Origin of the sequence: Desulfospira joergensenii DSM 10085 (assembly GCF_000420085.1) — a bacterium.
GTDB classification, from domain to species: Bacteria; Desulfobacterota; Desulfobacteria; order Desulfobacterales; family Desulfobacteraceae; genus Desulfospira; species Desulfospira joergensenii.
Genome location: NZ_ATUG01000003.1, coordinates 504,627 through 526,117, shown reverse-complemented (window position 1 = coordinate 526,117; position 21,491 = coordinate 504,627). Strand labels below are relative to the sequence as shown.

Sequence of the window (21,491 nt, the reverse complement as noted above, 5' to 3'; positions counted from 1 at the left end):
AAATGATCCGACATTGTTCAATACCAAAATTATGTTAGGGACGATTTTCCATGGCCAATAAATTTTTCTCCCGGGCAGTGCCCTGGCTTTCCCTGTTCATCCTGGTGATGGGCCCGGTCAGGGGAATTTGCGAGGAACCGGAAAGCCCCTCCCAGGTTCTGGAGCAGATCCCTTCTCTCATCCAGAGTATCCGATTCCAGGATGAACTCCGATTCTGCGGAGTAAAGATTCCCCTTGAAAACCATGAGGTAAAACAGAGGCTTGAAAAAGAGATGCTCCTGGCATTGTGGAACCGGCCCCAGGTGATTCTGTGGATCAAAAGAGGGGCCCGGTACTTTCCCCATATCGATGCCATTCTGGCCAAGGAGAATCTTCCCCTGGATTTAAGATATGTGCCTGTTATCGAGAGCGCACTTCGGCCCCATGCCAGTTCACCTGCCGGCGCCGTCGGATTCTGGCAGTTTTTAAAGCATACAGGCAGAAAATACGGTCTTACAATCAACTCCAGAATCGACCAGCGCAGGAATATCTTTGAATCCACCCGTGCTGCCTGCCAATACATTAAAAAACTCAATTTAGAATTCGGTTCCTATCTTCTCGCTCTTTCCGCCTACAACATGGGAGAACATGGGTTAAAGGCCGAAATAGAATCCCAGGACACCCGGGATTATTTTTCACTCTATCTCTCCCTTGAAACCCAAAGATATATATTTAAAATCCTGGCAGCCAAACTGATCCTGGAAAACCCGGAGACCTACGGATTCCATCTGAAACACTCGGACCTCTATCCTGTTTTCAGCTTTTCAAAACTGGAATTCAGTTCCAATAAAGAGATTCCTCTGACTCTGATTGCCGGGGCGGCTGATGTCTCCTTTAAAATCATTAAAGATATGAATCCGGAAATCCGGGGTTATTCCCTGGGTCCCGGAAAGAGTGTTGTTCTGGTGCCCCAGGGCCGGGAAAAGGGATTTAAGGAGAAGTTTACCGATCTCCATAAATCCTGGAAGGCCGGTCAGCATCTGCGATTCCATGTGGTCAAACCCGGTGAGAGCCTGACCGGCATTGCCAAACAATACAACGTTTCCATTGCCTCCCTGCTCCGGCTCAACAATCTGACCCTGAAAAAGGTGATTCATCCTGGGGATCGGTTAAAGGTCAGATATTGACCGGGTTCACTCGGTTACCGGAGGCAAATGGTCTGTAAAATAAGCCTTTGCAGTCATGATAGGCTATGTTCACTCAGATAGCGGTCTGACACGCACATGGCAGAAAAGGTGAATAAGAATTCAATCAGCTCCGGCACGGATATGCCCTGGTTGAATCCGCCCAGATGGGGACCGGTAACAAGGGTGATCTCTTCTTCAGCCCGTATGAAGACTTCCGGTTTCTCAACCCCCCGGCTTTCCAGGAAAAAAACAAACTCCTTGTCGCTCATGCGCTCCTGATCCGCAATCCTGAGTCTCTCTTCCATGTGTTCGTCCATTCCCATCCGTTCTATCAAGGAGCAAACCAGTTTTTTAACAGGCAGGATACTACCGGGCTTTTTCCCGGCGACGGACCTGTAATAGGCTTCAGCCACTCCCTGAATCAAATCTGAGAACAGATCCGGATCAAAACAAGACCTTGTGTCCCTCGGATCTTCCTGTCTTTCTTTTGCCTTTTTCTCCGTGGTTCTGTTTCTAAAAAAACTTCCCATGACCAGGATAAAGCTTAAGAGATGCTCCCCGATATAATGGGCCAGATCCCTTGTGTTTTCCAATAAACTCAAGTGCTCGAAATCCCGGATTCCGGATCGGGCAAAATTGGGGTAGCGGCAGGATTCCAGCCATTGATCCAGCCTGCCGCCGTGCTCCCACAGGTATATTCCCTGGTCCTGACGCCGGTTCTGCTGGACCCGGTTATGGAAGAGGGGGATCAGGGCGGTATGGACAATGCCCATGGAGGTCAAAGATCCCAAGAGCATGGCATTTCTGCAAAAAATCTCCTTGATGGAGTCTTGTTTTTCACTCAACCCCAGATGGTTGGGATAATCAAAGTAGTCCCTGTGCACAAAGTAGGCAATGGCCCTCAAATTTTCATGCAGATGTTTTTGGGGCTTGATATGTTCAGGAATGGAATCAAGGATAAAAAGGCTTTTTCCCCGGACCTGGATCGGAGAGGGCAGGCGGAACTTACACCCGAAACCGGAGCGGATCCTGGCAAGTTCGGTCATCCAGGATGCTTCCTGTGCCAGCTCAGGGATATTGTCACAGGAGTTGGCAAATTTGACAACTCCTTTTCGTTCCGGGGCAAGGTTAAAAACAAGACTGCGCCCCTGCCATACACCTGAAAGCAGATCTGCCCTATGACCGGATTGCCTGCTGAACTCATCAATAAGAGCTTGAAATGATATTGGGTATGACACTAAAGGGTGTATGATTATCGGTCCAGGAGGGTTCAAGCGGATGGGCAGGCTTCCCAGGGCCTGGGCGGCAGCCCTTTTTTTCCTCCCTTTGCTGGATATAAGAATTTTCTGGAGTTTGGGAATGATCCCTTCTGAAAACTCAATCCCTGGCTGGACTGCCATCTTGACCATGGCCAAAAAAATATCCCGGTATAGAAAAAAGGCTTGTTTTCTGGTTTCAAATTGCCTGGATTCAGCTGTGAAGACAAGGGCTTGAAAGGTTTGACGGGTCAGCGTTTCCGGAAAGGATTCAATCTGGGTGTTCAGGTATTGAACTGCCAGAAAGGCCCCGGAAAAGCCCAGCTTCTGACCCAGGAGCTGGGCTTCGGTATGGATGCGGGTGAGAGAGCCCGTTACTGGGGGTGGATGTCCTTTGTTCTCTCTTGAACCTGCCGGAGAATCCATGAATTTCCGGCCTACTGGGTCAGGGTTTCTTCTGAAATACCCTTGGTCGACGGATCCGTGTCAATGGTGAGTTTGGGCTTGATGGCCTGGGATTCTTTTGCGGCTTTATCGGAACTGGTTACCGGATTTTTAGAGTCTATATTTTGAATCATTTTTTCCACAGAGGATTGAAAAGATGTCAGGCGGCGGTTCAGTTCCTGTGTGGAAACCGCAGATGATTCCATCTCCTTTATCTTTTTGTCCAGAAGACTCAGGTCTTTTCTCAAAAGGGCAATCTCCTGGTCATAGGCGGCCAGCTCAAGAAGACGGGCGTCAAATTCCTCTTTAAAAAGCTGGATCTCCTCTTTTACCTGGCCCACAGCCTTTTTAAAGTTCACATTGTTTTCACCGATGGCATCCTGGAGCTGGGTGTTGATTCTCTCCATGGTTTCAAGGGCGGATTTGTTCTGGGCGGCATTGTTTTGGATCCGTTTGTCGAGTTTGGCCAGAAGGGACTCGGTCTTTTTCAGACGATTGGTGACGCCGGAAATGGAGGTTTGAAGCTTGTCCATTCCTTGCTTCATGTTTTTGTCATCCGCCTTTGTGGTTTCCATTTTTGCCACCTGATTTGCCAGAGTCTGTCCTTTCTGGGTCAGTTCCGGGACCTGCTGATCAAAGTCAAACCTGTTTTTGGCAATCCGGATATCCAGGGCATTCACCTTTTCTTCCAACTGGCGGGAGACCAGGTCCATCTGGTTCTTTTTGATTTCATCCGTCTCCAGGACCTGTTCTTTCATGTCCATATAGGCAAAAACCAGAATGGCAATGATCAGTACGGGAATGATGATGGAGATAATGGTCACACGGTTGGACAATTTATCTATTTTTAAGGTATTGATTTCCTGGTGGTAATCGGAAGAAGGGATGTCGGTCTCTTCTTCGGGAAGATCCAGGTCGTCACTTCTGAAGTCTTTCAGACTCATGGGAATTTCCTATTTTCTGACGATTGATGCAATTAAGGGTTTTAACCACTGCTTCCAATTTATTCCCACTCAATGGTTCCGGGGGGTTTGGAGGTGATGTCAAACACCACCCGGTTGATTTTTTCCGCCTCATTGATGATCCGGTTTGAAATTTTTCCCAGAAGGTCATGGGGAAGCTTGGCCCAGTCGGCGGTCATGGCATCGGAGCTGGTTACGGCCCGGATGGCGACGCAGTTGGCAAAGGTTCTCTTGTCTCCCATGACTCCCACACTTTTTACCGGGAGAAGCACGGCAAACGACTGCCAGAGTTTTCTGTAAAGCCCGGCGGCCTTGATCTCCTGAAGGAGAATGTCATCGGCGGTCCTTAATACATTAAGCCGCTCCTCGGTGATATCCCCCATGATCCGGATGGCCAGACCGGGTCCGGGAAAGGGCTGCCTCCATACCAGATCTTCGCTGATTCCCAGCTCTAGCCCCAGTTTTCTGACCTCGTCCTTGAACAGAAGTTGAAGAGGCTCAATGAGTTTGAGTTTCATTTTTTCCGGGAGGCCGCCCACGTTGTGGTGGGATTTGATGATGGAGGTAGGCCCGCCAAAGGCGGACTTGGATTCGATAATGTCGGGATAGAGGGTTCCCTGTCCCAGAAAACTGGCCCCTTGGATCTTGCCGGCTTCCGCCTCAAATACTTCGATGAAAAGGTTCCCGATGATTTTCCGTTTGGTTTCAGGATCTGTGACTCCTTTTAAAGCATCCAGGAATTTTTTCCTGGCATCTACAAACTTGATGTTCATATCCAGGTTGCTGGTAAGACTTTTTTCCAGCTGTTCCTTTTCATTGAGTCTGAGCAGGCCGTTATCCACAAATATGCAGAAAAGGTTTTTCCCCACAGCCTTGTGGATCAGGGTGGCGGCCACGGAGGAATCCACCCCGCCGGAAAGACCCATGATCACCTTCTGGTCCCCCACAGCATCCTTGATCTGGGCAATGGCACCTTCGGAGAATGACTTCATGGTCCAGTTCTGTTCGCATCGGCAGACGTCAAACAGGAAGTGGCGGATCATCAGGGAGCCGTTGACGGAATGCTCCACTTCCGGGTGAAGCTGAAGACCGTAAAATTTTCTGTCATGGTCGGCTATGGCGGCAATGGGCGTATTCTCCGTGGATGCCGTCACCTCAAAGCCCGGAGGCAGTTCCTTGGCTGAATCTCCATGGCTCATCCAGCATTGGAAAAGATTATCCATGTCTTTGAAAAGGGGCAGGGCGTCCTTGACCTCTAAGTTGGCAAATCCGTATTCTCTTTTCTCAGCCCTTTTGATAACGCCTCCCAGGGCATGGACCATATAGTGCATGCCGTAGCAGATCCCCAGGACAGGAATGCCCAGGTCAAAGAGTTCCGTATCAATGGAAGGGCTGTTTTCTTCATAAATACTTGAGGGGCCACCGGAAAGGATGATGCCTTTGGGGTTGATTTCCCGGATTTTATCAATGGAAATGTCGGCGGGCTCCACCTGACAATAAACGTTGTTTTCCCTGACCCTTCTTGCAATGAGCTGATTGAACTGTGACCCGAAATCAATGACAATGATCATATTTTGGCTTCCATTCTGGTTTTGATTCAAATTTTACTAAATCATAATATTTCCTATAAATGGCCTAAAAAAGCAAGCTGTTTTTGGCCTGACCTTGCCAATCCGCACTGATTATGCTTTACTGGGCCCAAAGAATCACACAAATTAAATACCATAGTTTAGGAGCGTCGGATGTACCTAGCCAGTGACCTGAGAAAAGGCCTGAAATTTGAGATAGACGGGGATCCCCACATCATTGTCGGGTTTGAATTTAAAAAGCCGGGCAAGGGCCAGTCCCTTTACAAGTGCAGGCTTAAAAACATGATTACCGGAGCCCAGTTTGAACGGACCTACCGGTCAGGAGATAAATTCCCCAAGGCAGACCTGGAAGAGCAGGAAATGGAGTACCTGTATTCGGACAGGGATACCTTCTGCTTTATGAATTCTTCCAATTACGAACAGATCTTTCTGACCCAGGAACAGCTGGGGGATGTCATTGATCTTTTAAAGGAAAACACCGTTTGTACGGTCCTGCTGCACAATGGAAATCCCATTGGGGTCACCCTTCCCAATTTCATCAACCTGGAGGTCACCCAAGCCGATCCATGGGCCAAGGGGGATACGGCAACGGGTTCCACCAAACCGGCCACCCTTGAAACCGGTTTTGAGATCCAGGTCCCGCCTTTTATCGAAGAAGGGCAATTGGTCAAGATCGATACCCGGACCAAGGAGTATGTTGAAAGGGCTAATGAATAACCCGGTTTTTGATTTTGGAACTTAGATTTTTGATTTGGGTATGAATATACGGCTCAAATCAAAAATCTAAGATCATCAATCTAGATGTTCTTTATATCCGCAGGCCCGGTCCGGGCACTTTAAAAATTTCCCGTCCCGCTTGGTTTCCTTTTCCACAAGGAATTTACCGCCACAGTCCGGGCATGCCTTTTCCACGGGTTTGTCCCAGGACGCAAAGGTACAGTCCGGATATTTTGAACATCCGTAAAAGATCTTACCCCGCTTGGATTTTTTTTCCAGGACAGTTCCTGTACACCCGGATTCAGGACATTTGACCCCGGTATCTTTCTTGGAATTTTCCTGATTAACCGATTCCGTATGCTTGCAGTCCGGGTATCCTGTACAGGCAAGAAAAATACCGAACCGGCCCTCTTTGGCCACCATGGGCTTTCCGCATTCAGGGCAGTCCTTGACCGGGGTATCGTCCACCTGCTTTTCCACAATGGCGATTTCCCCTTTTTCATCCCGGTCATAGTTTGAGGTAAAAGAACAATCCGGATAGGCAGTACAGGCCAGGAAATGGCCGTTACGCCCGATTTTAATGTTCAGGGGCTGGCCGCATGTCGGGCATTTCAGGCCGGTCTCAAGCCCGACTCCCTTGACGCTGACCATGTTTTCCCGGGCATTCTCCAGGGTCTGGCTGAAGCCGTCGTAAAACCGGGTTAAAAGATCCACCTCGTTAAGGTTTCCGCTTTCAACATCATCCAGATTGGTCTCCATCTGGGCCGTGAAGGAGATATCCAGAAGTTCGGGAAATGAGGCCACCAGCAGGTCATTGACGATAAATCCAAGCTCGCTGGGAATAAAGGACCGGTTCACCAGGTCCACATACCCCTTATCCCGGATCACGGTGAGAATGGATGCATAGGTGGAGGGACGGCCGATGCCGTTTTTTTCCAGTTCCTTGACCAGGGATGCCTCGGTAAACCTGGGCAGGGGCTTTGTAAAATGCTGGAGCGGATCAATTTTTTCACAGGTGAGTTTTTCTCCCTCATCCACCCGGGGAAGGTTCTGAATATCTTTGTCCCCGGTGGTGTCCGGAACTTTATACAATTTCATAAAGCCGGGAAACTGAACGGTGGAGCCGGAGACCGAGAAGCCGTATTTCTCTCCTGCCTTTATGAGAATCGATTTCTGGTCGATCAGGGCCTGGGCCATCTGGGAGGCCACAAACCGTTTCCATATCAGGTCATAGAGTTTGAACTGATCGGGTGAGAGATGGGCCTTGATTTTATCAGGAGTATTGTATACCGAGGTGGGGCGGATGGCCTCGTGGGCATCCTGAGCCTTGTTTTTATTTTTGAAAAAACGGGGTTTCCCCAGACCGTATTCCTTGCCGAATTCCCCTGTGATATACTCCCCGGCCTCCTGGGCCGCTTCGGGAGCGATGCGGGTGGAATCCGTACGCATATAGGTAATCAGACCTTCCGGACCGCCGCTTCCGATCTCAATCCCCTCGTATAGCTGCTGGGCAACTACCATGGTTTTCCGGGCCGAGAATCTGAGACGGTTAATGGCATCCTGCTGGAGCTTACTGGTGATAAACGGAGGCAGAGGATTTCTTTTTACCGTTTTATTTCGAATTTCATCGACAATAAATTGGGCCTTGGACAGATCATCGGTGATCTGGTCGGCCTGGGCCTGGTTTTCTATTTTATTTTTTTTGTTATCTATTTTTTTTCCGTCTATCCGTACCAGGGAGGCATTGAAGAGAGGAGGAGAGCCTGCCATGAGATCCGCAGTAATGGTCCAGTACTCCTGGGGGATAAAGGCCCGGATTTCCCTTTCCCGGTCACAGATGATCTTAACGGCAACGGATTGGACCCTTCCGGCGCTCAAACCCCGCTGAACCTTCTGCCAGAGCAAGGGGGAGATCTGATATCCCACAAGACGGTCCAGTTTCCGCCGGGCCTGCTGGGCATCGTACTTGGCCCTGTCCGGCTCCATGGGATGTTCCAGGGCATCGGTGATCCCTTTCTGGGTGAGTTCATGGATGAGCACCCGATGAAATTTCCGGTCCTTTTTCTTGAGGATATCCATGATATGAAAGGCAATGGCTTCCCCTTCCCGGTCCGGGTCAGGGGCAAGAAAGATTTCGTCCGTATCTTTTGCGTTCTGTTTCAGATTGGCGATGACCTTTGATTTGTCCCGGATATTGACATATTTGGCTTTAAAATTGTCCTCCACCTCAATTCCCAGGTTCTTAACGGGAAGATCCCGGATATGGCCGGCGCTGGCTGCCACATTATAGTTTTTTCCAACATATTTTTTCAGGGTCTTGATTTTGGTTGGGGACTCAACAATGATAAGGGGTTTTGCCAATTTTACTCCTCCGAAATCGAATAATAATTGCCGGGGTGCCGCAGGACAAGACCTTTTAACTCAAGGTCCAGCAGGGCCGCCAGAACCTTTCCGCTTTCCAGCCGGCTGGTCTCTACGATCCGGTCAATATGTCTGGGATAAGGGTCGAGCATCTTATATATGATGCATTCCACTTTGTCCATTCTTGGTTTGTTTTTTTTTGCCTTAACCGGCGTCTCCGGGCTCTGAACATGGACAAATTGGTGGAGTTCGTCCAGGATGTCCATTTCATTTTCCACCAGCTTGGCGCCCTGTTTCAGCAGGGCATGGGTTCCCTCGCTCCTCCTGGACCGGATGGAACCGGGAACGGCAAATACTTCGCGGTTAAACTCTCCGGCCAGCCGGGCCGTAATCAGCGATCCGCTTCTTTTTTCCGCCTCCACTACGATGGTTCCCAGGGAAAGTCCGGCAATGATCCGGTTTCTTACAGGAAAATTACGCCCCAAAGGCTCGGTGTCAAGTTTGAACTCTGATATAACGGCTCCGTTTTCACATATTTTTGAGAATAAAACTTGATTCTCCCGGGGATAAATTTTTTTCAGTCCCGAACCCAGAACGGCAATGGTTTTTCCCTGGCCGGCCAGGGCTCCCTGGTGGGCGGCTGAATCGATACCCCGGGCCATTCCGCTGACAATGGTAAATCCGGCCCGAACAAGTTGACCGGAAAGATGACGGGAGGTGTTCATCCCGTAGGAAGTGGCATTTCTCGATCCCACGATGGAGAGACATGGACGGGAGTTTGAATCTTCAAAACGGCCGAGATAGGTGATCACCGGAGGTGGGTCAGGTATGAGTTTAAGAAGAGGTGGGTAGGATTTCTGATCCAGAGTCGCAATTTTAACGCAGTTCTCTGCAACGGCCTTAAGCTCTCTTAGGGCAGCTTTTTTATATCTGGATTGATTTTTAATGCCTTCAATGATTTTTTTGGAAATTCCTTTAACCCGGCGCAGTTCTGTTTCAGGGGCGGATAAGATATTTTCAGGGGTATTGAATTCCAGGATCAGTTTCTTGCAGGCCCGGTTTCCCAGGAAGGGAATTTCTCTCAATATAAACCATGGCAGGTGTTTTTCTGAATCCTGATGCATTCCTTACAGATTTGATGTGTTTTATTCAATTGATTTTAACTTAATTTCAGCCTTTTCGGCAGCGGGCGAGAAGGGGTACTTCTTCAAGACCTGCTTGAGAAAATGGCCGGCACGATTGATATCATCCATGGACAGAAAGGAGTATCCGATTTTGAGCAGGGCATCGGGCACTTTTTCAGCCTTTGGATAGGTTTTTACAAGGTTTTTAAACTCTTCAACGGCTTTGGTGTACCGGCCAAGGGAGTAATAGCACTCCCCCAGCCAGTAAAGGGCATTGTCTGCCAGGCTGTGATTGGGGTGATGATCTGCAAAGGATTGAAACAGCTGGGCCGCATTGACGGCATCCCCTTCCAGCAGGAGATTCCGGGCCTTCTGGTACAATTGGACCGGTTCGATATACTCCAGTTGGATCACGGCAGGTTTTTTCTGGGCAATGAGTTTTTCCAAGTCCCTGACCTTTAGTTCCAGGCCGTGGATTTTCTCTTCAAGTTCTGAAATGGTTTTGTCTTTTATGCCCTTTTCCTGTTCTGCCTTTTCAAGGGCCCGGGTGAGGCGTGCCAGTTCAAGATCTGCATCCAAGGGCTGACCAGGATCCTCCAGGTCCTGTTCCGGGTCTGGATTTTTGCCAAAAAGGTCCAGGCCGGAACAGGATGAAATAAGCGCGCAGCACACTAGCAAAACTAAAAATTTCAGGAAAAGAGACCTTGAACCCTTCATCTATCAGGCCTTGTTATGGGCGGCAAGAACAATGGGGCTTGCCACAAATACGGAGGAATAGGTTCCGATGAGCACCCCTACGATCATGGCAAAGGCAAAGTTGTGGATGATTTCACCTCCAAGAAAGTAAAGTGCAAACAGAACGATCAGGGTGGTCAGAGACGTCAGCAGGGTACGTGAAAGGGTCTGGTTGATGCTCATGTTGAACAGCCCGGGCAGCTTTTCCCGGGAGTTCTCCCCTTTGATATTGTCCCTAATCCGGTCAAAAACGATAATGGTATCGTTCAGGGAATACCCGATGATGGTCAGCAGGGCCGCAATAATGGGCAGGGAAAAATCGAGATTCAGTAGGGAAAAGATCCCCACGGTGATGAGCACATCGTGAATCAGTGCCACAATGGCTCCCATGGCAAACTGGAGTTTGAGGGTCCAGAACAATGCCAGGGTGACCACCATGGCTGCGGCGATGAGAAAGGGCATGCTCACGTTGAAAAAAGAGAGAAAGTACACTGCGGTCATAAGAGCCCCTGCCGTGACGCCGGACAGAATCCATTTGAGTTCGAATCTGCCGGAAATATAGATGGTGATAAAGAGCAGGGAATAAAAAATGGCCAGCAATGCCTTTTTCTTAAGGTCCTGGCCCACCTGGGGCCCGACCATTTCCACCCTCCTGATTTCAGGAGTTATGCCTGTGCCCTTGGAGATGGCGGCAGAGACGGCTTCTGATAATCCGTCTCCGCTTATATTGGAACTGGCCGTCCGGATGAGAAACTCATGGTCTTGGTCCTCACCGAAATCCTGAACGGAAATTCCCTTGAGGTCCAGGCTGCCGAGACTGTTGCGGATGTCTTCAATGGACACGTTCTGGGCGAATTTCACCTGAACCAGGGTTCCTCCGGCAAAATCGATCCCGTAATTGGGTCCCTTGTGGTAGATCAGGGATCCCAGGCTGGCAACAAGCAGGATCAAAGAAAACAGAAAAGCGATTTTCTGTTTTCCGAGAAAGTCGATATTGATATCAGACTTGATAAGCTGCATTCTTCGTCTTCCTTATATACTAAGTGTTGAGGATTTTCTGTTTTGAAGCATGAAATCAAAGATGCTCTTTGACAGAATCAGTGCCGTGAAAAGGCTGGCTACGATACCCAGACCCAGGGTTACTGCGAACCCCTTAACCGGTCCGGAACCGAACTGGAACAGAACAATGGCGGCGATCAATGTGGTGACATTGGCATCCAATATCGTCAGGGTGGCCCGTTCAAAACCTGCATGAACGGATGCCAGAGGGGTTTTTCCGGCCCTGAGCTCTTCTTTTATTCTTTCAAAGATGATGACGTTTGCGTCAACCGCCATGCCAATGGTCAAAATAATTCCCGCAATGCCCGGCAGGGTAAGTGTGGCCTGAAATGCGGCCAGCCCCCCGCCGATGAGAAGGATGTTCACAAGCAGGGCAAGGTCGGCGATAAGCCCGGAACCCTTATAAAAGATGATCATGAAAAAGATCACCAGGCCGCCGCCAACAATCATGGAGATCATGCCCATGCGGACGGAATCCGCTCCCAGGGTCGGCCCCACGGTTCTTTCCTCAATGATCTGGACCGGGGCAGGAAGAGAACCGGCCCGCAGTGCAATGGCCAGGTCCTTTGCCTCTTCTGTGGTAAATCTGCCTGTAATCCGGGCTTTCCCACCGGCAATCCTGTCCTGGATTACCGGGGCCGAATACACGGTTTTATCCAGAACAATGGCCAGTCTCTTCTTGATATTGGCGCCGGTGATTCTTTCGAAAATCCGCGCACCTTTCCGGTTGAATTCTATACCGACCTGGGCCTGCTGGTACTGGTCAAACTCGACCCTTGCATTGGTGAGAAGGCTTCCGTCCAGAAGGATCTGTTTTTTGATCACATAGGGTATCTTTGAAGTTGACCCGGAAACCGGATCTGTCTTGGTTTCATAGAGAACCTCGCTGCCCACGGGAACCGTACCTTTTACGGCAGACTCCAGGCTGGCATCCTCATTGACCAGCTGAAAGGTGAGCTGGGCGGTCTTCCCGATCAGTGCCTTGGCCCGTTCCGGATCACTGATGCCCGGCAGTTGGAGGAGTATCCTGTTGTCTCCCTGAATCCGGATGTCCGGCTCGGACACGCCGAATTCGTCTATCCTGTTTCGGATGGTTTCAAGGGCCTGTTCCGTGGCCATTTTCTTGATATTGTCTGTCTCTTCATCGGGAAGACGGAGTGTGAAGATATACTCTTCTCCGTTCAGGGCAGGGGATGAGACTTTGAAGTTGCCAAACTCCTCGGTCAGGATCTTTTGAAAGCCTTCCTTGTTTTGTGTGCCGCTGATTTTGGCCAGAATGGTGTTGTTTTTTTGACGGGTGATTCCCAGATGCTGAACTTCTTGTTTTCGAAGTTCTTTTTTAAGCTCATGGACATTTCTTTCGATCTCGGCTTCAACCGCCTTGATGTTCTGGACTTCCAGTACCAGATGCATGCCTCCCTGGAGATCAAGCCCGAGGTTTATCTTTTTATGGGGCCAGGTATTGGTGAAGGTCGGCAGCAACCACACAACGGCCGCAATAATAATGCCCAGGATGCACACGCGTTTCAAGGTAAATGATTTCAATTGAGGATACTCCACTTTTATTTCTTTTTGTCTGATTTCTGGGCAGGTTCTGAATCTGAGATCAGGGCCGCAACGTTTCCACGGGAAATTTTAATTTTTACCTTTTCCGCTATTTCAAGGCCAATGGTGGTATCATCAACGGTCAGGATGGTGCCGTAAATGCCGCCGGAAGTAACGATCCGGTTTCCCTTCTTGAGGTTCCCGATCATTTCCTTATGTTCCTTGGCTTTTTTCTGCTGGGGCCGGATTAAAAGAAAATAAAAAATGGCAAAAAGAATGATAATGGGCAGGAATCCTGCCAATCCGCCTCCCTGGGCTGCCTGGCCTCCGCCGGCTCCCATTGCATACGCTGTGCTAATCAAAATAACGCCTCCTTAAAAGTATTAAAAATAAATTAATTTTTATTTGCCGGTATCCAGATATTTCTTCCGTCAAACTGAATCCGGTCTACATTTTCATAGTTGAATTCCCGGAGCAGGGAAAAGACCTCGCTCATATTGTAAACCACAACCTTGCTCAGGGGACGGAGCAGATTGATATCCCGGGACACCTTCCGGTCGATGAGATTGTAAATGATCACCATGGTTTCGGAAAATTTCAGAATTTTGCCCACACCGGAACTGAATCCCATGTTTTTAGGCTCGTCTGCCTTGGATTCCACCTCAATTCCCCTGGACGCGTAATATTCCCTTAGGATATTAAAGTGGATGTTCCAGAGATTGTCCCCGGGTCTGACCACGTAGATGCCGTACTCCTTGATGTCCTGGGCAACCTCTTCCCCCGAAGCTTTGATTTCTTCCTGGTATACCTCGCCCCGGCCGGTAAATGCTTTTTCAAGGATCTCCTGCATGGAGATCTTTTGACCCCCCACAACGAATTTTTCATCGGATCGAACAATCATATCCAGGCTTTCCTTGATACCCAGGTTGTCTTTTCTTTCCACCATAAGTTCATCCAGGGCCGGATCTTTTTTTAAGTTTTTGAAATCAATGGCCGGCCTGTCTTCTATTTCTCCCTGGACAATTTTTTTCTCGGGTTTCCCGGTATCCGTTTGGATTTTTTCTTTTGGCTGGATCTCCTGTTTTTCTTGGGATGGAAAGCTGTCTTGCTCTTTCATCGGCTTTTTGGCCATGTAAAAGCCCAGGGCGACTAGTGTACCAATGATCAGAGCGGCTGCAACAATAGTCTTTCCATCTTTTTTCAGGAGCATGTCTTCCCCTCTGCAAAAATTTAAGTTAACCGGTCTCAGATACACAAAACCAGGGATTATGTCAAGAAACCGGCCCATATTCCGGGCTTTTTCGGACAAAACCCATGGATCAGGTCGTGCAGGTGATGCTGCTCTGACCAAAGACCATTTCCGGATCGATTTTAATACTGATGGAGACCTTTCTCTTGGCCTCTATGTCGAGCAGTTCTTCCCGTTTCTTATTCAGGATATAATAGGCCACTTCCCTGGGAATCAGGCCGGTGACATGTTTGATTTCAGGTTTCAGGGTTTTCAAATTGATCTGGCGTAAAAAAGCAAGCCCCTGGGTTTCAACAGAAGGAACCGTGCCCCTTCCGTTGCAATGCCTGCAGGTTTCATAACTTCCAAAGGTGATGGAGTGGCGGATTCTCTGCCGGGACATTTCCAATAGTCCGAAGGTGGTGATTCCTCCCACCTTGGTCTTGGCCTTATCCCCCTTGAGGTTCTTTTTAAGGGTTTTTGTGATATCGGCCTTGTGGCGGCGCTCTTTCATATCAATGAAATCCACGACAATCAGTCCGCCCATATCCCTGAGTCTGAGTTGACGGGCGACTTCTTCAGCCGCTTCAAGGTTGGTGTGAAAAGCGGTCTCTTCAATATTTTTTTTCTTGGTGGACTTGCCCGAATTCACATCGATGGTCACCATGGCCTCGGTCTGTTCAATGACCAGGAATCCCCCGGATTTAAGCTGGACCTCCCGCTTAAAGATGGAGGCGATCTGTTCCTCCAACTGGTATTTTGTGAAAATGGGCTTTTCCCCTTTGAAGAGACGGACAATCTTCTTCTGTTTGGGAGCGATCATGGCCATGAAATCCTTGACCTCTTTAAAGGTCTCGGGGCTGTCAATGAGTATTTCCTTGATATCCGTGGTGAAATAGTCCCTGAGAGATCTGACGGCCAGGGTCTGCTCTTTGTACAAAAGGCAGGGGGCCTGGTTTTTCACAGCCAGGGTATCGATGTTTTTCCATACCCTCATGAGATATTTCAGATCCAAAGTCAGCTGGGCTTTTGTGGCTTTTTTCCCGGCGGTCCGGACAATCATTCCGAATCCTTCCGGAACGTTGATTCCTTTGAGGATCTTGACCAGGCGTTTCCGTTCTGCTTCTTCGTCTATTTTTCTGGAAACCCCCCGGGTGGTATTGCCGGGCATGAGGACGCCCAGGCGGCCGGGCAGGGAGATAAAGGTGGTCAGCATGGCCCCTTTCTGGCTGATGGGATCTTTGACCACCTGAACGATCATCTCCTGTCCTTTTTTGATCAGGTTGAACAGGGACTTGTCCTTGGTTTCAATATCCTGAAAATAATCCCGGTGGATTTCGTTTTTTTGTAAAAATCCGTTCTTTTCCATCCCGTAATCGACAAAAACCGCCTGAAGACTGGGTTCTACCCGGGTAACGACTCCCTTGTAGATATTTCCCTGGGTGACCTGTTTGGCCCGGGTTTCAATGTGAAACTGCTCCAGCTTGTTGTCGATGACAGCCGCAATTCTGCTGACATCCGGGTCCAGCGCGTTAATTAAAATTTTTCGTGTCATTTATTCACTCATTTTAAAGTTTGGTTAATCCCGGCCCTGATTATTGAAGGTTTATGCTTGCTTAATCTTATAAAAAGGGCAAGGTAATTTTTTTTAAGAGGCATTTTTTTTCAGGATATCAAAATAGGTCAGGACCTGGTCCACGTACTGGACCGGTTCCCAGCCCCTGGCATATCCGTGCTTTGTTTTTTTATAATACCGGGCCTTTGACAAAAGGGGGAGAACGGTTTTTACATCCTGCCAGTTGTTGTCGGCCAGGCCTTTTTTTCTCGTGATTTTCATGGCGTCTGTCACATGGCCGTATCCCACGTTGTAGCTGGCCAGGGCAAAGAGCATCTGCTGGTGTTCATCTTCCATGTGATCAAACTTGCGAAACATCTTATTCAGATATTTGATTCCGGCCTTGATGCTCTGGCCGGGTTTTTTATGATTGGCAATGCCCAGTTCCTCTGCAGTTGCCCGGGTAACCTGCATCAGCCCCCTGACATTGGTAAAACTCCTGGCATTGGCGTCAAACTGGGATTCCTGGTAAATAACGGCAGCCACCAGGCGCCAGTCAAACCCGTATTTTCTGGATTCTTTCTGGATAAGCTTTTTATATTTGGGAAACCTTGATTTCATCCGGTCATGGAATTTTTTAATTTCAAACAGATCCACATCCTGGATATTGTGGTAGTACTTCTGTGTGATTCTCTTTAGAATTCCGGTTTCATTGGCATGGAGCAGAAACCGGTTGATGGCCTTGAGCATGTCGTCATCATTTTTGCGGATGGCCCAGGCCAGGGATTCTCTTTCCTGAACCGGGATTCCGATCCGGATATCCGGATAGTACCGCTGGCAGAGCAGGGCGATATTGGAATCGGCAATGGTAAATTTGATTTTCCGGTCATTGACCATGGCGATCAGGTCTTCGGTGGGGGTGTTGTCATGGAGAATATATTTGAAATCCACCCCGGATCTTTTTATCTCTTCCAGCCTAGATTGGTAGGATGTTCCCCTTCTCACGTGGATGGTCCTGAACTCCAGATCTTGGATGTTCTTGGGCCCGAAGATCAGATTGTGATGAACCACACGCTGTTGAATGGTCATATAGGGAATGGAAAAAGCCACCTGCTCAAGCCTGTCCTTGGTAATGGCGAGACCGGCCGCAATGAAATCCCCTTTGCCCTGTTTTAAATAGGAAAACATATTGTTCCAACCCGGAGTGACAACGTCCAGGTCAACGTTCAAGTGTTTTGCAAATTCTTTTGCCAGATCATATTCGAACCCGTCGGGCTTCCCTCGATAGAGGTAAAAGGTGTTCATGCTGTTGCTAGTGATCAGGCGAAGGGTTCCAGATTTCTTTATCCGCTCAACGCTGGAAAGGGTTTCACCCAGTTTTTTTTCCTGAATCAGGACACAGACCATTCCAAAGATCAGGCAGAGAAGAGAGAGCAGAAGAAGGAGAAAATATTTATGTAAAAAACGGTTCATGAATGGGTTTTATTCAAATTCCTCTGTCCCGTCCCGGCTTTCAAGTGAATTAATCTCAATTCTGTCAACCTTTCGATATCCCCTGGGAAGCAGTCTGCCCCGTCGGCCGCGCATACCTGTGTAGTCCTCCTGATTTCCCGGACTCAGCCTCAGGAAATGCCTGCCGGAATGTATAACAAGATTAGAATTTAATGGCAATATTTTTAGGAACTTAAGAACTTCATTCTTATCCGGACCTGCCCCTTTGTTGGGAATGGAGATGATCTTGTTGCCCAGGCCCTTTTTCAGGCTGGGCAGCTGATTCAGGGTGAAGATTAAAAGCCTGCCCTGATTTGTAATTGCGGCAACCCGGTCGGTTTTCATATCATTCACCAGCCGGGGGGCAAGGGGTTTGCTCCCGGGTTTCAATGAAATGACGGCCTTCCCGTTTTTATAGGTGGTGAAAAAATCGGAAAATTTAGTGATAAATCCGTATCCCCTGTCCGACCCGACCAGAAAATAGTCATCCTCCTGGGCGGTGAGCATGTAAGAAATCTGTGCCTCGGGCTGGAGGGAAATATGACCGGTCAGGGGTTCGCCGTTTCCCCGGGCCGAAGGAAGCACATGGGTTAAGAGCATGTAGCTCCGGCCGATATCATCCAGGAAGACAAGGGGCTTGTCGCTCCGGGTCCGGGCGTGACAAAGCAGGGAATCCCCGGACATGAACTTGAGCTTTTCCGGGTCGATTTCGTGACCCTTTGCCGCCCGGACCCATCCGTTTTTTGACAAAATAACGGTGACGGGCTGAACATCGATGACGTCCGTAGGTGAAAAGGCCTCGGCCTCTTTTCTTTCCTTGATGGGGGACCTTCTCTTGTCCCCGTATTTTTTGGCATCTTCCCGGATCTCATCGATGATATAAGATTTAAAAGCATCCTCATTGCCCAGAAGCTCTTCAAGGTCTTTGCGCTGGGCTTCAAGTTCTTCCATCTCTTTGAGGATTTTAATTTCCTCGAGACGGGCCAACTGGCGCAGCCGGATTTCCAGGATGGCCGTTGCCTGGATTTCGGAAAGAGCAAAGGCATCAATAAGGGCTTTTTTCGGATGATCTGATTCACGGATGATTCTGATGACCTCGTCTATGTTCAAATAGGCGATCTTGAACCCTTCCAGTATGTGAAGCCGGTTTACCACCTTGTCCAGACGGAATTCAAGTTTTCTTTTGACCGTGTCCGCCCTGAACTCCAGCCATTCCCTTAAAATGGTCAGCAGATCCTTGACCTGGGGCCGGCCGTTGATGCCGATCATGTTCATGTTGAAAGAGTATGATTTTTCCAGGTCCGTAGTGGCAAAGAGATGGTCGGCCAAGGAATGGAGATCCACCCGGTTTGACCTGGGGATGATCACCAGTCTTGTGGGATCTTCGTGGTCGGACTCATCCCGGATATCACTGACCATGGGCAGCTTCTTTGCCTCCATCTGGGCTGCGATCTGCTCGTAAATTTTTTCCGTGGATGCATGGTGGGGAAGGGCTGTATATACGATTTCCCCGTCTTCGATCTCAAAGACCGCCCTCATCTTAATCCGGCCCGTTCCGGTCTGGTAAATCTTTTCAATTTCTTCGGGGGGGGTGATGATCTCCGCCCGGGTGGGAAAATCCGGACCCTTGATGTGTTTACAGACATCTTCCAGGCCCGCATCTTCGTTCTCAAGAAGATGGATCAGGGCCTTTGCCACTTCCCGCAGGTTGTGGGGGAGAATGGAGGTGGCCATTCCCACGGCAATGCCGGTGGTTCCGTTTAGCAGAAGGTTGGGCAGTCGGGCCGGAAGGATTCTGGGTTCGTCCATTGTTCCGTCAAAGTTGGGCGTCCAGTCCACGGTTCCCTCGGACAGTTCATCCAGAAAAATCTCAGCGTATCTGGACAGCCGGGATTCGGTATACCTCATGGCGGCAAAGGATTTGGGATCATTGGGATCCCCCCAGTTGCCCTGGCCGTCCACCAAAGGGTATCTCAGGGAAAAGGGCTGGGCCATGAGGACCATTGCCTCGTAGCATGCCGTATCCCCGTGGGGATGAAATTTACCCAGCACGTCCCCAACGGTCCGGGCGGATTTTTTGAATTTGGCCGTGGCGGAAAGCCCGAGCTGGCTCATGGAGTAAACGATCCTTCTTTGAACCGGCTTGAGCCCGTCTCCGATATGGGGGAGAGCCCGGTCCAGGATCACGTACATGGAGTAGTTTAAATAGGCTTTCTGGGTAAATTCCTGGAAAGGAATCTTTTCATAGTCATTTGAAACCAGACTAGTTTCTTTCATGATTCAATCTCTTCTATGCTGCCGTTGGCTTCAATCCATTCTTTTCTGTCCTTGGCCCGTTTTTTTCCCAGGAGCATGTCCATGACCTCAAAAACCCGCTTCAGGGAATCGGATTCGCCTTCTTCGGATTCCGGGTCAACAGACAGCTGAACCAGCCGCCGGGAATCCGGGGCAATGGTGGTTTCCTTGAGCTGGGAGGGGTTCATCTCCCCCAGGCCCTTGAACCTCTGGATATTGATTTTGGTTTTCCTTTTCCTGCGGTTCAGGCGTTTGATAATGGCCTCTTTTTCCGAATCATCCAGAGCGTAAAACACTTCTTTGGCCGCATCGATCCTGTAAAGGGGAGGCATGGCAATAAACACATGTCCCTGGCGGACAATCTTGGGAAAATGTTTGAGAAAAAGGGCGCAGAGCAGGGTGGCAATGTGCAGACCGTCAGAATCCGCATCCGCCAGAATACAGATTTTGGAGTACCTGAGTTTGGAGATGTCTTCTTCCCCGGGCAGGATCCCCAGGACCTGAGAAATGTCCCGGATCTCCCGGGATTCGATAATAGAGGAAGAGGACAGATCCCAGGTGTTCATGATCTTCCCCCTCAGGGGCATGATGGCCTGAAAACGTCTGTCCCTGGCCTGCTTGGCAGATCCGCCGGCGGAATCCCCTTCCACGAAGAACAGCTCTCTCAGGTTCTGGTCTGCACTGGTGCAGTCCGATAGTTTGGCCGGAAGGGTAATGCCGTTGGAAGTCCGCTTCCGGGTAATTTTTTTCGATTTTTTTACCCGGGTTCTGGCGTTTTCAATGGCAAGATTGGCCAATGCCTCCCCCTGGGCGACGTTCTGATTCAGCCAGAGACTGAACCGGTCCCGGACCTTGGGGTTGACCAGGTTGGCGCAGTGGCGGGAGGAAAGCCTCTCCTTGGTCTGGCCGGAAAACTGTGCCTCGGAAAGCTTCACCGACAGAACATATCCCACATTGGACCAGATATCTTCAGGAGCCAGGAAAAGGCCCTTGGGCAGAAGGTTCCTGAATTTGCAGAACTCCCGGACAGACTCCAGCAGGCCGGAACGAAACCCATTGACATGGGTTCCCCCCAGCCGGGTGGGGATCAGGTTGACATAGCTTTCTTCAATGGTCCCCCCTCCCTCACTGATCCAGTTGACTGCCCAGACCGCTTGGAAATCATCATTTTCCGATTTCCCGGTAAAGGGCTGGTCAAAAAGGCATTTTCTCTCCTTTAAATGTTCGTTCAGGTACTCATCCAGACCATGGTCGTAAAACCAGGTCTCTTTTTCCCCGGTGGCCTGAACCAGAAAAGAGGTGGTCAGGCCTGAACAGAGAATGGCCTTTGATTTTAAGGCGGCCCGGATGGCGGATTTTGAAAATTTGGGAGTGTCGAAAAATTTCGGGTTGGGAAAGAATTCAACCGAGGTGCCGGTGTTGTTTTTCCCCACACTGCCGATGTTTTCCAGTTCCCCGGTTTTTACCCCGTCCTGAAACCCGATCTCATACCGGGAGCCTTCCCGCTTGATCATGATTTTCATGGTTGAGGAAAGGGCGTTGACCACGGATACGCCCACGCCGTGCAAGCCCCCGGAAAACGCATAATCCTTGTTTGAAAATTTGGCCCCTGCATGGAGCCGGGTCATGATCAGCTCCACCCCGGAGATGCCTTCCACAGGATGGAGGTCCACGGGCATGCCCCTGCCGTTGTCTTTGACAATAACAGAGTTTTCCTCCGTGAGGATCACCTCAATGGTGTCGGCAAAACCGGCTATGGCCTCATCCACACTATTGTCTATGACCTCAAAGGCCAGGTGGTCCGGACTGGTGGTGTCCGTATACATGCCGGGCCTGCGCCGTACCGGGTCCAGCCCCTTGAGAATCTCTATGGATTCAGCGTCGTAACTCTTGCCGGAATCTGATTTGCCGGCACCGTGATCAAATAATTTCATAAATTATTTTATATATGCTAATCTGGTTGA

16 protein-coding genes are annotated in these 21,491 nt (G+C 49.5%); 2 read left to right on the top strand and 14 right to left on the bottom strand.

Going from position 1 to position 21,491, the window contains the following annotated elements; translation table 11 throughout:
- Nucleotides 1-50 precede the first annotated feature (50 nt).
- The gene (locus F608_RS0126560) at nt 51-1,166 is read left to right on the top strand and encodes a lytic transglycosylase domain-containing protein (protein WP_022668788.1); all 1,116 of its coding nucleotides are present in this window, start codon (nt 51-53) and stop codon (nt 1,164-1,166) included.
- Between the two features lie 53 nt (nt 1,167-1,219).
- Here F608_RS0126560 and F608_RS35395 read toward each other — a convergent pair whose 3' ends face one another.
- The 3 genes from F608_RS35395 to guaA are packed head-to-tail and all read right to left on the bottom strand — an operon-like array spanning nt 1,220 to nt 5,399.
- A complete protein-coding gene (locus F608_RS35395) occupies nt 1,220-2,848 on the bottom strand; it encodes a SidJ-related pseudokinase (RefSeq protein ID WP_022668787.1) in 1,629 nt (542 codons plus the stop codon).
- A gap of 11 nt (nt 2,849-2,859) precedes the next feature.
- Nucleotides 2,860-3,810, bottom strand: a complete 951-nt coding sequence (locus tag F608_RS33515) for a hypothetical protein (protein ID WP_022668786.1) — start codon at nt 3,808-3,810, stop codon at nt 2,860-2,862.
- A gap of 59 nt (nt 3,811-3,869) precedes the next feature.
- Nucleotides 3,870-5,399 (bottom strand): glutamine-hydrolyzing GMP synthase, encoded by a 1,530-nt coding sequence (guaA, locus tag F608_RS0126545; protein ID WP_027363155.1) that lies wholly within the window; start codon nt 5,397-5,399, stop codon nt 3,870-3,872.
- A gap of 171 nt (nt 5,400-5,570) precedes the next feature.
- Here guaA and efp point away from each other — a divergent pair, with 171 nt between their 5' ends.
- Nucleotides 5,571-6,134 carry an elongation factor P gene (gene efp / locus F608_RS0126540; RefSeq protein WP_022668784.1) on the top strand — a complete coding sequence of 188 codons (564 nt, stop codon included), beginning with the start codon at nt 5,571-5,573 and terminating at the stop codon, nt 6,132-6,134.
- Nucleotides 6,135-6,209: 75 nt separating this feature from the next.
- Here the strand turns inward: efp and topA are convergent, their stop codons facing one another.
- From topA to parE, 11 genes are all read right to left on the bottom strand, one after another.
- Nucleotides 6,210-8,495 carry a type I DNA topoisomerase gene (gene topA / locus F608_RS0126535; protein WP_022668783.1) on the bottom strand — a complete coding sequence of 762 codons (2,286 nt, stop codon included), beginning with the start codon at nt 8,493-8,495 and terminating at the stop codon, nt 6,210-6,212.
- Nucleotides 8,496-8,497: 2 nt separating this feature from the next.
- Nucleotides 8,498-9,580 carry a DNA-processing protein DprA gene (gene dprA / locus F608_RS0126530; RefSeq protein ID WP_244154344.1) on the bottom strand — a complete coding sequence of 361 codons (1,083 nt, stop codon included), beginning with the start codon at nt 9,578-9,580 and terminating at the stop codon, nt 8,498-8,500.
- A gap of 60 nt (nt 9,581-9,640) precedes the next feature.
- On the bottom strand, nt 9,641-10,198 hold the full coding sequence (ybgF, locus tag F608_RS33510; protein ID WP_161626897.1) for a tol-pal system protein YbgF: 558 nt from the start codon (nt 10,196-10,198) through the stop codon (nt 9,641-9,643).
- A gap of 141 nt (nt 10,199-10,339) precedes the next feature.
- Nucleotides 10,340-11,374, bottom strand: coding sequence for a protein translocase subunit SecF (secF, locus tag F608_RS0126520; protein ID WP_022668780.1), 1,035 nt, complete (start codon nt 11,372-11,374; stop codon nt 10,340-10,342).
- Nucleotides 11,375-11,386: 12 nt separating this feature from the next.
- Nucleotides 11,387-12,958, bottom strand: coding sequence for a protein translocase subunit SecD (gene secD, locus F608_RS0126515; protein ID WP_022668779.1), 1,572 nt, complete (start codon nt 12,956-12,958; stop codon nt 11,387-11,389).
- Between the two features lie 17 nt (nt 12,959-12,975).
- The gene (gene yajC / locus F608_RS0126510; RefSeq protein ID WP_022668778.1) at nt 12,976-13,320 is read right to left on the bottom strand and encodes a preprotein translocase subunit YajC; all 345 of its coding nucleotides are present in this window, start codon (nt 13,318-13,320) and stop codon (nt 12,976-12,978) included.
- A 32-nt stretch (nt 13,321-13,352) separates the two neighbouring features.
- Entirely contained in the window at nt 13,353-14,168 is an 816-nt protein-coding gene (locus F608_RS0126505) for a hypothetical protein (RefSeq protein ID WP_027363154.1), read from the bottom strand.
- Between the two features lie 109 nt (nt 14,169-14,277).
- A complete protein-coding gene (locus F608_RS0126500; protein WP_022668776.1) occupies nt 14,278-15,741 on the bottom strand; it encodes an Rne/Rng family ribonuclease in 1,464 nt (487 codons plus the stop codon).
- Between the two features lie 93 nt (nt 15,742-15,834).
- Entirely contained in the window at nt 15,835-17,214 is a 1,380-nt protein-coding gene (gene mltF / locus F608_RS0126495) for a membrane-bound lytic murein transglycosylase MltF (protein WP_022668775.1), read from the bottom strand.
- A 9-nt stretch (nt 17,215-17,223) separates the two neighbouring features.
- Nucleotides 17,224-19,509, bottom strand: a complete 2,286-nt coding sequence (parC, locus tag F608_RS0126490; RefSeq protein WP_022668774.1) for a DNA topoisomerase IV subunit A — start codon at nt 19,507-19,509, stop codon at nt 17,224-17,226.
- Nucleotides 19,506-21,461 (bottom strand): DNA topoisomerase IV subunit B, encoded by a 1,956-nt coding sequence (gene parE, locus F608_RS0126485; protein WP_022668773.1) that lies wholly within the window; start codon nt 21,459-21,461, stop codon nt 19,506-19,508. The genes parC and parE overlap by 4 nt, the downstream gene beginning before the upstream one ends.
- Nucleotides 21,462-21,491 lie beyond the last annotated feature (30 nt).